At 67.7% G+C, this 13222-nt stretch carries 10 protein-coding genes; 6 read left to right on the top strand and 4 right to left on the bottom strand.

What is annotated here, in order from left to right; translation table 11 throughout:
* Window positions 1–49 precede the first annotated feature (49 nt).
* The 5 genes from AC4D14_RS13125 to AC4D14_RS13145 all read left to right on the top strand — a co-directional run bounded on the left by AC4D14_RS13125 (window position 50) and on the right by AC4D14_RS13145 (window position 5352).
* A complete protein-coding gene (locus tag AC4D14_RS13125; RefSeq protein ID WP_490902966.1) occupies window positions 50–1432 on the top strand; it encodes a glutamine synthetase family protein in 1383 nt (460 codons plus the stop codon).
* Window positions 1413–2174: a gamma-glutamyl-gamma-aminobutyrate hydrolase family protein gene (locus AC4D14_RS13130; protein WP_490902968.1), complete on the top strand. Its 762-nt coding sequence runs from the start codon at window positions 1413–1415 to the stop codon at window positions 2172–2174. Before AC4D14_RS13125 ends, AC4D14_RS13130 begins: the two co-directional genes overlap by 20 nt.
* On the top strand, window positions 2155–3522 hold the full coding sequence (locus AC4D14_RS13135; RefSeq protein WP_490902970.1) for an aldehyde dehydrogenase family protein: 1368 nt from the start codon (window positions 2155–2157) through the stop codon (window positions 3520–3522). The genes AC4D14_RS13130 and AC4D14_RS13135 overlap by 20 nt, the downstream gene beginning before the upstream one ends.
* A gap of 29 nt (window positions 3523–3551) precedes the next feature.
* On the top strand, window positions 3552–4328 hold the full coding sequence (locus AC4D14_RS13140) for a 3-oxoacyl-ACP reductase (RefSeq protein ID WP_490902972.1): 777 nt from the start codon (window positions 3552–3554) through the stop codon (window positions 4326–4328).
* Between the two features lie 151 nt (window positions 4329–4479).
* Entirely contained in the window at window positions 4480–5352 is an 873-nt protein-coding gene (locus AC4D14_RS13145) for a class I SAM-dependent methyltransferase (RefSeq protein WP_490902974.1), read from the top strand.
* A 55-nt stretch (window positions 5353–5407) separates the two neighbouring features.
* Here AC4D14_RS13145 and AC4D14_RS13150 read toward each other — a convergent pair whose 3' ends face one another.
* The 4 genes from AC4D14_RS13150 to AC4D14_RS13165 form a co-directional block, all read right to left on the bottom strand.
* On the bottom strand, window positions 5408–8269 hold the full coding sequence (locus tag AC4D14_RS13150) for an FAD-binding and (Fe-S)-binding domain-containing protein (protein ID WP_490902976.1): 2862 nt from the start codon (window positions 8267–8269) through the stop codon (window positions 5408–5410).
* Window positions 8270–8338: 69 nt separating this feature from the next.
* The gene (locus tag AC4D14_RS13155; protein ID WP_490902978.1) at window positions 8339–9250 is read right to left on the bottom strand and encodes an intradiol ring-cleavage dioxygenase; all 912 of its coding nucleotides are present in this window, start codon (window positions 9248–9250) and stop codon (window positions 8339–8341) included.
* A complete protein-coding gene (locus AC4D14_RS13160) occupies window positions 9247–10356 on the bottom strand; it encodes a maleylacetate reductase (protein WP_490902980.1) in 1110 nt (369 codons plus the stop codon). Before AC4D14_RS13160 ends, AC4D14_RS13155 begins: the two co-directional genes overlap by 4 nt.
* Entirely contained in the window at window positions 10353–12098 is a 1746-nt protein-coding gene (locus tag AC4D14_RS13165) for an FAD-dependent oxidoreductase (protein WP_490902982.1), read from the bottom strand. The genes AC4D14_RS13160 and AC4D14_RS13165 overlap by 4 nt, the downstream gene beginning before the upstream one ends.
* A 244-nt stretch (window positions 12099–12342) precedes the next feature.
* On the opposite strand from AC4D14_RS13165, the gene AC4D14_RS13170 reads away from it, so the two are divergent.
* On the top strand, window positions 12343–13203 hold the full coding sequence (locus tag AC4D14_RS13170) for an IclR family transcriptional regulator (RefSeq protein ID WP_490902984.1): 861 nt from the start codon (window positions 12343–12345) through the stop codon (window positions 13201–13203).
* Window positions 13204–13222 lie beyond the last annotated feature (19 nt).

A 13222-nucleotide genomic window follows, 5' to 3' on the forward strand; every position in this document is an offset into this window, starting at 1 on the left:
CGTGCCGGCCGGCTCCCCTCGAAACCGAAACGGAAGTCACGGGAATCAAATGACAAACCAGATGCCAGGAAACGCCCAACAATCCCAGCTGAGCGTTGAAGAACTCAGGGACAAGGTGGCTGCGGGCGAAATCGACACCGTTGTTGTGGCAATCACCGACTCCCTGGGCCGCCTCCAGGGCAAGCGGTGTGGAGCCAGGTCCTTCATCGAGGACGTTCTGGAGCACGGGGCGGAAGGATGCAACTACCTCCTCTCCGTTGACGTTGAAATGAACACCGTGGACGGCTACGCAATGTCCTCCTGGGCGAACGGCTACGGGGACATGGTCATGCAGCCGGATCTCTCAACGCTGCGGCTCGTCCCCTGGCTGCAGGGCACCGCCATGATCCAATGCGACATCCTGTGGCTCGACGGGCGGCCGGTCAGCCAGTCGCCCCGGCAGATCCTCCGCGCCCAGATCGAACGGCTTGAGGCGCTGGGCTACCGCGCCCACATCGGCACCGAACTGGAGTTCATCATGTTCGACGACAGCTACGAGGAGGCCTGGCACAAGAACTATGAAGGACTGACCCCCTCGACCCGCTACAACATCGACTATTCGCTGCTTGCCACGGCACGCTTGGAGCCGGTGATCCGCAGGATCCGCACCGAGATGGAAGCGGCCGGGCTCATCGTTGAATCGTCAAAGGGTGAATGCAACCTCGGGCAGCAGGAAATAACCTTCCGGTACGCCGAAGCGCTGAGGGCCTGCGACAATCACGCCTTCTACAAGAACGGGGCCAAGGAGATCGCAGCCCAGCAGGGGAAAAGCATCACGTTCATGGCCAAGTACAACGAGCGCGAGGGAAGCTCCTGCCACATCCACTTCAGCCTCACCGACCTTGAGGGCAACCCGGTGCTTGCGGGCGACGGCGAGCACGGCTTCAGCCCGGTCATGGAGCACTTCGTGGCCGGCCAGCTGGCCTCCCTCAAGGAACTGGCCTACTTCGTTGCGCCAAACATCAACTCCTACAAGCGGTTTGTCGAGGGCAGCTTCGCGCCCACCGCGATCGCGTGGGGGCTCGACAACCGCAGCTGCGCGCTGCGGGTTGTCGGGCACGGGGCGGGCCTCCGGGTTGAAAACCGGGTGGGCGGCGGGGACGTCAACCCGTACCTCGCGGCTGCCGCGCTCATTGCCGCAGCCGTCCACGGCATCGAAAACGAACTTCCCCTTGAGCCGATCACCACCGGCAACGCGTACGAGTCAGACGCCGACCGGATTCCGTCAAACCTGCGCGACTCGCGGGCGCTGCTGGCCGACAGCGAGATCGCCCGCAAGGCCTTCGGGGACGAGGTGGTTGGCCACTACGTGCATGCCGCCGATGTGGAACTGAAGGCCTTCGACAGCGCCGTCACGGATTGGGAGCGCAAGCGTGTCTTCGAACGTCTTTGACACCTACCGCCCCCGGATCGGGCTGACCACCTATTACCAGGAGGCAGCATGGAGTGCCTGGAGGACGGACGCCGTTATCCTTCCCGGAACCTATGTGGAGGCGGTTGTGGCCGCCGGCGGCACGCCGGTGCTCCTTCCGCCCCTTGGCACCGACCCTTCGATCGTTGAGCTGCTCGACGGCCTCATCATCTCCGGAGGTCCCGACGTCGGCGCCGAACACTACGGGGCCGAACCGCATGACCTGACGCAGTCCCAGCCGGCCCGAGACGTTCACGACATTTCGCTGACCCGCGCGGCGCTGGCCGCGGAGGTCCCCCTTTTCTCAATCTGCCGCGGAGCCCAGGTCCTCAACGTGGCCCTGGGCGGCTCGCTGATCCAGCACCTTCCGGACGTCAACCCCGCAGCCCGCTACCAGCCCGCACCCGGCGTCTACGGCAGCGTCGACTTCACGACGGAACCGGGAAGCATCAGCGGAAAGCTGTTGGGACCGCGGGCCAGCGCCCCCTGCTACCACCACCAGGCCATCGACCGCATCGGTGACGGGCTCCGCGTGACAGCGGCAGCGGCGGACGGAACCGTCGAGGCCCTCGAAGCGTCATCGGGCGGTTGGGTGCTGGGGGTGCAGTTCCACCCCGAACAGAACCCGGGCGACCTGCGGCTCTTCGAAGGGTTCATCGAGGCGGCACGCACCTACCGGAAGGAACGAGCAGGGAGGTCAATGGATGTCCAGCACCATGTTTGACGTACTGAACCCGGCCACCGAAGAGGTCATCGAAACGGTGGCCCTCGCCACCGTGGAGGACACCGACCGCGCCATCTCGAAAGCCGCAACGGCCTTCGAGACGTGGCGCCACGTTGCACCCGCCGACCGGGCACTGCTGCTGCGCCGGTTCGCCGCCGCCGTTGACGCCGACCTCGAAAACCTCGCCCAGCTTGAAGTACGCAACGCCGGCCACACCATCGGCAACGCCCGGTGGGAGGCCGGAAATGTCCGCGACGTGCTTTCCTACTATTCCGCCGCACCGGAACGCCACCTCGGCCAGCAGATCCCCGTGGCAGGAGGGATCAACGTCACCTTCCACGAACCCCTTGGCGTTGTCGGGGTCATCGTCCCGTGGAACTTCCCGATGCCCATTGCGGCCTGGGGGTTCGCTCCCGCCCTCGCCGCGGGAAACACCGTCGTCCTGAAGCCCGCCGAACTGACACCGCTGACCGCGGTACGGATCGGCCGGCTGGCACGGGAGGCGGGACTCCCCGACGGGGTGCTTCAGATCATCCCGGGCAAGGGCTCGGTCGTCGGAGAGCGGTTCGTCACCCACCCGGCCGTGCGGAAGGTGGTTTTCACCGGCTCCACCGCCGTGGGCAAGCGCATCATGGCCGGCTGCGCCGATCAGGTGAAGCCCGTCACCCTTGAGCTCGGCGGCAAGAGCGCCAACATCATCTTCGACGACGCCGACCTCGAAACAGCGGCAGCCGCCGCGCCCGGGGGTGCCTTCGACAACGCCGGCCAGGACTGCTGCGCGCGGTCCCGGATCCTTGTCCAGCGCACCGTTTACGAGAAGTTCCTTAGGCTGCTCGAACCCGCAGTGAAGTCCCTGCGGGTCGGCGATCCCCGCGACGAGGCATCGTTCATGGGTCCGCTGATCTCCGCCGCCCAGCACCGCACCGTCTCCGGCTTTGTTCCGCAGGGCTCCCCCGTCGCGTTCCAGGGCACCGCGCCGACCGGCAAGGGGTTCTGGTTCCCGCCAACGGTGCTGACCCCGGATCCCGCCGACAGGGTGATGCGCGAGGAGATTTTCGGCCCCGTTGTGGCGGTTGTCCCCTTCACTGATGAAGCCGACGCCCTCCGCCTGGCCAACGATTCGATCTACGGGCTTTCGGGATCCATCTGGACCAGCGACGTCGGCCGGGCGCTGCGGATGGCCCGGGGACTGGAATCCGGAAACCTCTCGGTCAACTCCCATTCCTCGGTGCGGTATTCGACGCCGTTCGGCGGCTTCAAGCAGTCGGGGCTGGGGCGCGAGCTTGGCCCCGACGCCCTTGACGCCTTCACCGAAACAAAGAACGTCTTCATCTCCACCCGCTCGTAACGCCGATGCAGCAGAAGGAAAGCAGAACCATGGAAGTTATCTCCAACCGCCTCAAGGACCGCAGCGCCGTCATCACCGGTGGTGCAAGCGGCATCGGCCTGGCGACGGCCCGCCGCTTCGCCGCCGAAGGAGCGCGCGTTGTCATCGCCGACGTCGACCCCACGGCCGGCCTCCGCGCGGCCGAACAGGTCGGCGGGCTCTTCGTGAAGGTCGACGTGACGAGCGAAGAGGACGTGAAGAACCTTTACGCGGTGACCCACGAGGCCTACGGACGCGTTGACGTCTCCTTCAACAACGCCGGCATCGCCCCCGCCGACGACGCCTCGATCCTCGAAACCGGCATTGACGCGTGGCGCAGGGTCCAGGAGGTCAACCTCACCTCGGTGTTCTACTGCTGCAAGTACGCCATCCCCTACATGCAGGCGCAGGGCAAGGGATCCATCATCAACACCGCGTCCTTCGTTGCGGTCCTGGGGGCGGCCACCTCGCAGATCTCCTACAGCGCCTCGAAGGGGGGCGTCCTCGCCATGAGCCGGGAACTCGGCGTCGAATTTGCCCGCCAGGGGATCCGGATCAACGCCCTCTGCCCCGGCCCCGTGAACACACCCCTGCTGAAGGAGCTTTTCGCGAAGGATCCGGTGAAGGCCGCCCGGCGCCTCATCCATGTTCCGCTTGGCCGTTTCGCGGAACCGGAGGAGCTTGCGGCCGCCGTCGCCTTCCTGGCCAGCGACGATTCCTCGTTCATCACCGCCTCAACCTTCCTCGTTGACGGCGGTATTTCCGGCGCCTACGTCACCCCCGAGTAGGTGCGCGGCGGGACGCGCCCGCTCAAGGAAAAGATCCGAAGGGTGCTGCCCAAAAACCTTTACAACCCCGCCCCTGCGCCGCAAAATATTCGCATCGCAGCCTCCGCTGCCGAGCAGCGCGCTGCCAATGACAGCAGCGGAGGGGTGCAAAATGAGTGAGAAGACTGATGAGATCGAGGCGGACCGGGCGCTTAAGCAACGGCACCGCGCCATGTGGGCACAGGGCGACTACCCTACCCTGGCCAGTGAGCTGATTTCGGACCTCGGGGCGATCCTCGTTGAGGCGTGCGGCGTCCGACCCGGCCAGCGGGTCCTTGATGTGGCCGCCGGTGCGGGCAATGCGGCGATTCCTGCCGCGATGATGGGCGCGGAGGTGGTGGCCAGCGACCTCACGCCGGAACTGTTCGACGCCGGCCGCGAGCAGGCGGCCTCCCGCGGCGCCTCCCTCGACTGGAGGGAGGGGGACGCCGAGGCCCTGCCCTTCGCGGACGGTGAATTCGATGTGGTGATGTCGTGCGTGGGGGTGATGTTCGCCCCGCACCATCAGGCGGCGGCGGATGAACTGGTGCGGGTCTGCAAGCCGGGTGGAACGATCGGGTTGCTGAGCTGGACGCCCGAGGGCTTCATCGGGAAGATGTTCGCCGCCATGAAGCCGTATGCGCCTCCGCCTCCGCCCGGCGCGCAGCCGCCGCCGCTGTGGGGCAGCGAGGACCACGTGCGCGAACTCATCGGCGGGCGGGTCACCGACGTCCAGACGCGGAAGCAGACCGTGTCGATCGACATTTTCCACCGGCCGGAGGACTTCCTTCACTACTTCAAGACCCACTACGGTCCGACGATATCGGTCTATAAATTCCTCGCCGACGATGAAACGAAGGTCACCGCGCTCGATACGGCCCTCACCGACCTGGCTGCCGGCTTCAACGCCGCCGAGGGGAATTCGGGGTTGACGATGCAATGGGAATACCTGCTGTTCACTGCCCGGAAGGCGGACGCCGAGGCCGGCGCCGGGGCGGGGCAGTAGCGGAGGGCGTGGTCCGCGCCAGTGACGAGCCGTGAACGCGCAGCGCCCTGCGCGCTCAGGGCTCGTCGCTGTGTGCCCGGTCGAGCAGCTGGGCCAGATGGATCCCCCGGCGGGTGCTGAGGTCTTCGAGCTGGGTGCGGCAGGAAAACCCGTCCGCCAGCACCACGGCGTCGGATTCCGCGGCCCGGACCGCGGGCAGCAGCTGCTGTTCGGCGACAAGCACCGACACCTCGTAATGGCCCCGCTCCACCCCCCAGTTCCCGGCCAGGCCGCAGCACCCGCCCAGCTTCTGCAGGGAAGCGCCGGCACCCTCGAGCAGTGCGGCATCGGCTCTCCAGCCCATCACCGCATGGTGGTGGCAGTGTGGTTGGGCGACAACAGTGGTTCCGGCAAGCGGGGGCGGGCTGTAGCCTGGGGTCTTCGTGAGGATCTCGGCCAGGGTGAAGGTGGACTCCGCCACGCGGTCCGCGGCCCCGGGACCCAGCAGCTCGGCCGCATCGGCCCGCAGGACCCCCGTGCACGAGGGCTCGAGGCCAACGATGGGAACCCCGCGGTCGGCTGCGCCGGCGAGCACCGAGACGGTTGCACCAAGGGTCTTGCGGGCGGAGTCGAGCTGGCCGGTGGAGATGAGGGTGAGGCCGCAGCACAGCGGCTCACTGGGTAGCTGGACGGCGTAGCCTGCGGATTCAAGTACCCGCACCGCGGCCTTGCCGACTTCCGGGGAGAAGTGGTTGGTGAACGTGTCGGCCCACAGCAGGACGGGCCCGGCGTTCCGCGCTGCGGTGGGCGGCCCGGGGGTCCGGGAACGAAACCAGGCGGAGAAGGTCTGCGGCGCGAACGCGGGAATGCCGCGCCGCGGGTCGACGCCGGCGGCGCGGAGGCCCAGGTGCCGGACGCCGGGCACCCGCATCAGGGCGTTGGCGGCACCCGGCGCCTTCGCCGCGATCCGGGCCCACCGTGGAAGCCAGCCCAGCGAATAGTGGGAGGCCGGCCGGATCCGCCCCTTGTAGCTTTGGTGGAGCATCTCGGCCTTATAGGTTGCCATGTCGATCCCCGTGGGGCAGTCCGAAGCGCACCCCTTGCAGGAGAGGCAGAGGTCGAGGGCCTCGTGCACCTCGGGGGTGCGCCAGTCGGGCCTGCCGGGGCGTCCCCGGGCCGTTGATCCATTGATCATTTCCTGGAGCGCCCTGGCCCGGCCCCGCGTCGAGTCCTTTTCCTCGAGGGTGGCGATGTAGGACGGGCACATCACCTGCCGGTTGTCGGTGTGGGCGGCCCGGCACAGTCCCACCCCCGTGCAGCGGTGCACCGCCTGGCTGAAGTCGCCGCCGTCGGAGAGGTAGCGGAACCCGAGGCCCGTTCGCAGCGGGCCCGCTTCGGCCACCCTCAGGTTCGCGTCAAGGGGTTCGGGATCGACCACGACGCCCGGGTTGAGGATGTTGTCGGGATCGAGGAGGCCTTTCACCCTGGCGAAGAGGGACAGCGCGGCCGGTGAGTACATGAACGGGAGGAGTTCGCTGCGGGCCCGCCCGTCGCCGTGTTCCCCCGACAGGGAGCCGCCGTACGCTGCGACGAGGCGCGCCGCGTCGGTGAGGAAGGAACGGAAAACGGCTTTGCCGTCGCCGCGCGTGAACGGGAAGTCGAGGCGGACGTGGAGGCAGCCGTCCCCGAAGTGACCGTAGGGGAATCCCTGGAGGTTGTGGTCAACCAGCAGGTCGTCGAACTCGCGCAGGTAGTCGCCGAGCCGTTCCGGCGGAACCGCCGAGTCCTCCCATCCGGCGTGGGCGGGCACTCCGGCCGGCGACCTGCCCGCCAGCCCCCCGCCGTCCTCCCGGATCCTCCACAGCGCCGTGGCCTGGCGGGGGTCGGTGATGATGCGGGAATGCCGTGCGGCCTCGAGCCTGCTGACCCTGAGTGCGCGGTCCGCAACCTCGGCGGCGTCGCCTCCCGAAAGTTCAACGAAAAGCCAGGCGGCCCCGCCGGGAAGTTCGGGGACCGCACCCGGGCCCTTGCGGGTGCGGACCACCTGGATGATACGCGAGTCAAGGCCCTCGCAGGCCGTGGGGTGGAACGGCAGGACCGACGTCACCGCGTCGCCTGCCGCTCCGATCGTGTCGAACCCGAGGACCACCAGCGTCTTGTGCGGAGCGTCGTCGACGAGGCGCACGCCGGCCTGGAGGATGACGGCGAGGGTGCCTTCGCTGCCGGTCAGCGCCCGCCGCAGGTCGAATCCGTGTTCGGGCAGCAGGTGCTCAAGGGAGTACCCCGAGACCTGCCGCCCGAAACGGCCCAGCTCGGTGCGGATGGTGCCCAGTTCACTGCCGACAAGGGAGCGCAGCCGGTCGGTCACCGGTGTTGAGGGCGTTCCGTCCTCTCCGAGGTAAAGCCGCTGCCCCGAACCGGTCATCACGTCGAGGTGGGCCACGTTGTCGGCCGTGCGCCCGTAGGCGAGTGCGCGGGACCCGCACGCATTGTTGCCGATCATCCCGCCAACGGTGCAGCGCGAGTGGCTCGAGGGGTCCGGGCCGAACCGCAGACCCTCGGCGAGCGCCACCTTCTGCAGCGTGGCGTGGACCGCTCCGGGCTCAACGACGGCGGTGCGGGCGGCGGGGTCGAATTCAAGCACCCGCGTGAGGTGCCTGCTGCAGTCCATCACCACGCCGGTGCCGATCGCGTTGCCGGCGATCGACGTTCCGGCGCCCCGGGCTGTCAGCGGAACGCCGCGTTCCCGGCACACCTCGATTGTGGCAAGGACGTCGTCGGTGGTGCGGGGGAAGACAACCGCTGACGGTGTCGCCCGGTACAGGGAGGCATCGGAGGAGTAGACGGCCCGCGAGGTGGCGTCGTCGCGCGCGTCGGCGACGCCGGCGGCGGCAAGCGCCCCGACCAGTGAACGCGGTGCGGAAAGCAGCCTCGCCATCGCAGCATCCTACCCCTCAAGCGGCCGCCGGGGGTGCCGTTTCCGGCTGGTTTGACCGGCCGGGGATACTCAGGTTCCTGCAGGCGCCAACACGATGTCGAAGCGGGCCCGGGCCCAGGCGCCATCGAGGGTCCGGCCCGTGGGATTGGGGGTTCCGGGCTGTTGCTCGAGGAAGTCCTTCACGAGGGAATCCTTGACGCCGAAAACGCTGTCGGAGGCCAGCAGTTCATCGCCCCGAACGAAGATGTGCGTCACCAGGGTGCGCTGGTTGGGGGCGGTCACCAGGAAGTGGAGGTGGGAGGCGCGCATGGGCGAGCGTCCGGCGGCCTCGAGCATCTTCCCCACCGGCCCGTCGTGGGGAATCGGGTAGGGGGTGGGCGTCAAACCCCAGAACCCGTAGTTCCCCTCGGCGTCGGAGTAAAGGTGGGCGCGCCCGCTGACCCGCTGGTCTCCGTACTGGACATCGTAGAAACCGTCTTCGTCGGCCTCCCAGACCTCGATCCGGGCACCCGGCACGGGGTTGCCTTCAGTGTCGGACACCCTGCCTTCGACCCAGCAGGGCTGGCCCGGTGCCCCGCCGGCGAGGTCGCCGCCAATCGGGATTTCCGGGGAGTCCTCGGCGAAGAACGGCCCGAAGACCGTGGCTTCGGTCGCTCCCTTGTAGGCCTCGTTGTTGATCGCCACTGTCTGCATCGAGGCGCCGAGGACATCCGAGAGCAGGATGAACTCCTGGCGCTTGTCATCGGTGATGGCTCCGGCCGCCGTGAGGAACCCGATCCCGGCCGCCCACTCCTCCTCGGTCAGGCGCACGTCGCGGATGAATGAATGAAGGTGGAGCGTCAGTGACTCGAGGAGCTGCTTCAGCCGCGGGTTCTCCGTCCCGGCGAAGGAGGCGAGCACCTTCTCGACGAGCTGTTCCTCAACGGCGTGCTGCTCCGGCGGGATTCCGGGGCCGGTTCCAGTGGTGGGGTTCGAAATCATTGTGGTTCTCCAAGAAGTTCCTCGGCGGGGGATCCGGCCCAGGCGGCCCGCAGCAGCCGCGCGACGTTGTCCCGGGTGGGGGTGCGCGGGTTCGATTCGGGGATCACCGGCAGGATTAGGTCGACGGCTTCGTCAAGGTTCTCTTCGACCAGACCGTAGTCCTTGAGCGCTGTGGGTGCCCCGATCGCCCGGCGCAGTCCGGCGAGCCCGGAGGAAGCGCCTGGGGAGCCGAACGCCGCAGCGATGCGGTCCGCCGCATCGGGGGCGGAGGCCGCGTTGAAGGCGAGCACGTAGGGAAGCACGACGGCGTGGGTCTGGGCGTGCGGGAGGTTGTAGGCGCCGCCGAGCACGTGGCAGATCTTGTGGTGCATTCCCGATCCGGCCGAGGCGAACGCCACGGCGGAAAGGTACGCACCGTACAGCGCCTCTTCGCGTCCCTCGAGCCCTGCCGGGTCTTCGTTGATCCTGGGCAGTCCGGCGTTGAGCGCACGGATGCCTTCGGCCGCCAGGGCCCGGTTGATCGGATCGGCGCGCGGCGCCCACATGCTGTCGACGCAGTGTGCGAGCGCGTTGAGCCCCGACGCCATCGACAGCTCGCGGGGCAGGGAAAGCGTCAGTTCGGCGTCGTACACCACCGTTGCCGGAAGCACCGCGTCGTTCACGCCCGTGGTCTTGCGGGACTCCTCGGTGATGCCCCACACGTTCGTCGCCTCGGAGCCGGCATAGGTTGTGGGGATCGCGATGATGGGAAGGCCCGTCGTCAGCGCAACCGCCTTGGCCAGCCCCACGGTCGAGCCTCCGCCGAGGCTCACGATCAGGTCGATCCCGGCCGCCGCTGCGGCGGCCCGCGCCTTTTCGGCCTTCTCACGCGGCACGTGGGGGGCGACGTCGTTGTAGGTGAGGGCGACGTCGATGCCTCCCGCAACGCGCCGGGTGGTCTGTGCGTCGGAGGCCGAGGAGATGAGCATCACCCGTTGGGCGCCCCGCCGGACAACCTCGGCCTGGAGGTTTTCGGCTGCCACCCCGTAGCCGAAGATCACCCGCTGCCCGAGGGTTGTGTGGTCGAACGTGAGGCGGGCGGGGCCGCCGGAGGCGTGCTGTGTCATACGCCGTTGCTCCTGCTGAGAATGCCCTGCAGCGCGCTGCGGAGCGAGTCTTCTGGGTCATTGGTGAGCCGGTGGGAACGCCAGGCGACGTGCTTGTCGGGGCGGACGAGGACGGCGCCGTCTTCCTCGACGCCGCGCAGCCGGGACCAGTCGAAGTAGAGGTCGGTGATCTCCTGCCCCGGTCCGATCACCACGGGGGTGACGTCGACGCCGAGCTGGTCCGAGACCTTGCGTGCGGCTTCGGCCCAGTCTCCCCCGGTGATGCCGGTCAGGAGGGTGAACCTGCCGTAGGGGGCGAGGTCGTGGGTTGAATACTTGGTGCGGCTGTCGCCGACCCAGGCGTGTGGCAGGCGGGCGCCGGGGCAGGTGCTTGCCTCGTAGTAGAGCTCCGGGTCGCGCGGGTTGACCGGCGAGGTTCCGTCGCCGACGACGGCGCTCGATTCGTAGTGCTGGCCCATCTCCACGCCGTGCGCGTTGAACTCGTAGTTCTTGATTTCCATCGCCGACTGGATGGCCGCGCGCATTGCGGCCCCCTCGGGTGTGTTGTCCTTGCGTGATTCGATCAGCGCGTTCATCTCCTCCTGGGACCCGGCCTTGTCGATCCCGAGTGCCTCGAAGAGCTGGGCGAATTCCCGGCCCGACTTGTTGGCCCGCTTGACGATCTGCCGGGCCACCGGGGCGCGTTCGGCCGAGTAGGTGTCGAGCAGTTCCTCGCCGGCCTGGCCCTTGAGCACCGCGGCGATCTTCCAGGCGAGGTTGTAGGAGTCCTGGATCGACGTGTTGGAGCCGAGTCCGTTGCTCGGCGGATGCTTGTGAATCGCGTCGCCCGCGCAGAAGACGCGGCCGGACTGCAGGTGCGTTGCGTACTGCTCGTTGTTGCCCCACAGGGAAGTGCCGGTGATCTCAACCTCGAGGTCCTCGACCCCCACCAGGTTCCGCACGATCTCGATCGCGGATTCCTCGGTGACGGTGGGTGGTTCCTTGGTGATGTCGAACCCCCAGACGATCAGCCATTCGTTCCAGGGCCGGACCATGCGGACAAGCCCCGCGCCGATGCCGCCGATGTTCGAGCCGGGCTGGACCACCCAGTACAGCACCGACGGCCGGTGGCCGACGAGTTCGGAGATGTCGGCCTTGAAGGTGATGTTCATCGACCCGGCGATGTCCATGCGGCCCTCGTAGGGAAGCCCGACGTCGGCGGCCACCTTCGAGCGCGAACCGTCGGCCCCGATGAGGTACTTGGCCCTGATTGTGTATTCGGTTCCGGTGAGCCGGTCCAGGACCTGCACGTCAACACCGTCGGCGTCCTGCCGGTGGGAGAGGTACTCGGTGGAAAACCGCGCCTGCGCGCCGCGTTCGGCAGCGTTCCGGACGAGGATCGGTTCGAGGTAGGTCTGGGGGATGTCGCAGTTCAGCGAGGGAGAGGCAAGTTCATAGTCGGCATGCCGGGCGGGGTGGTTGCCCCAGGTGAGGATGCGGCCCAGTTCCTCGCCGGCCAGAGAGGTGCAGAAGACCGTGTCGCCGATCATCTCGTGGGGCGTCGCGTCGGCGAGGACCTGCTCTTCGATGCCCAGGTCCCGGAAGATCTCCATGGTGCGCTGATTGGTGATGTGGGCCCGCGGGGTGTTGGCGGTCCACCGGTACTTGGTGATCATGATGTTGCCGACGCCCAGCGAGGAAAGGAAAAGGGAAGCTGCCGAGCCTGCGGGTCCGGAACCGACAACGAGCACGTCTGTTGTCACGACGGCGGAGTCGGGGACGGGCGTTTCGGGGCGTCCGTCGTTGAAATCACCATGGGTTCTACCTTCCGGAGGGCTGCTTCACACGGGGCGGGGCTGCGGGGAGCAAGTGGGACCCGGGGCGCCTGCCCGGGGGAGAAGCCGGCCCGCCGTCTGTGACCTGGTTCATATAGAGTGTTCACCATCAGAACACATGTTTGCAAAGCGTACAAGCGGAGGTGAACCCCGCCGCGGCTAGGATGTTGCAATGACAGAGACCCCTGACCCGCCCTTTCCCAGCGGGCAGTACGTCCAGTCCCTGGCCCGCGGGCTTTCGGTGATCCGGGCCTTCGACGCCGACCATCCCGAGATGACGCTCAGCGATGTTGCCCGCAAGACCGGGCTCACGCGTGCAACGGCGCGGCGGTTCCTGCTGACCCTCGTGGAGATCGGCTATGTCCGCACGGACGGACGCCTGTTCGCGCTGACGGCCCGGGTGCTTGAACTGGGCTACAGCTACCTTTCCGGGCTCTCCCTCCCGGAGATCGCGCAGCCCCACCTCGAACGGCTCTCAGCGGAGCTCTCGGAGTCGACGTCCGCCTCCGTCCTTGACGGCCACGACATTGTCTACGTGGCCCGCGTTCCCACCCGGCGCATCATGTCAGTGGGAATCAACCTGGGAACCCGCTTCCCGGCCTACGCCACGTCGATGGGGCGGGTCCTGCTTGCCGGCCTGCCGCCGGAAGAGCTTGAGGACTACCTCGGCTCGGCCCGGCTCGAGCCGATCACCCACCGCACCGTCCACCGCCCCGGCGACCTCCGCGACGTCATCGACAAGGTCCGGTCCTCCGGATACTCCTTCGTCGACGAGGAGCTCGAGAGCGGCCTGCGCTCGATCGCGGTTCCCGTGCGGGACGGCGCCGGACGGACAGTGGCCGCCATCAATGTCTCGGCCCAGGTCTCGGGTGAAAGGACCGAGGACATCGAGTCCCGCGCGCTTCCCTTCCTCCGCGCGGCCGCGGCGCGGATCGAGGAGGATCTCCGCACGGGCAGGCCGCTGGCTTCCCTCATGATCGGCGGCAAAACCTCAACTGCAACAGGTGTAACGGATGTAACAATGGTTCGGTGATGCTTCGGAGCCTTTCAAC

The sequence above is a fragment of the Arthrobacter sp. TJ-254 genome (assembly GCF_058269175.1).

What these genes read in the sequence shown, in the direction of transcription:
- AC4D14_RS13160 (WP_490902980.1), bottom strand. Translation starts at nt 10,356, where the DNA reads ATGACACAGCACGCCTCCGGCGGCCCCGCCCGCCTCACGTTCGACCAC.
- AC4D14_RS13135 (WP_490902970.1), top strand. Translation starts at nt 2,155, where the DNA reads ATGTCCAGCACCATGTTTGACGTACTGAACCCGGCCACCGAAGAGGTC.
- AC4D14_RS13155 (WP_490902978.1), bottom strand. Translation starts at nt 9,250, where the DNA reads ATGATTTCGAACCCCACCACTGGAACCGGCCCCGGAATCCCGCCGGAG.
- AC4D14_RS13140 (WP_490902972.1), top strand. Translation starts at nt 3,552, where the DNA reads ATGGAAGTTATCTCCAACCGCCTCAAGGACCGCAGCGCCGTCATCACC.
- AC4D14_RS13150 (WP_490902976.1), bottom strand. Translation starts at nt 8,269, where the DNA reads ATGGCGAGGCTGCTTTCCGCACCGCGTTCACTGGTCGGGGCGCTTGCC.
- AC4D14_RS13145 (WP_490902974.1), top strand. Translation starts at nt 4,480, where the DNA reads ATGAGTGAGAAGACTGATGAGATCGAGGCGGACCGGGCGCTTAAGCAA.
- AC4D14_RS13125 (WP_490902966.1), top strand. Translation starts at nt 50, where the DNA reads ATGACAAACCAGATGCCAGGAAACGCCCAACAATCCCAGCTGAGCGTT.
- AC4D14_RS13170 (WP_490902984.1), top strand. Translation starts at nt 12,343, where the DNA reads ATGACAGAGACCCCTGACCCGCCCTTTCCCAGCGGGCAGTACGTCCAG.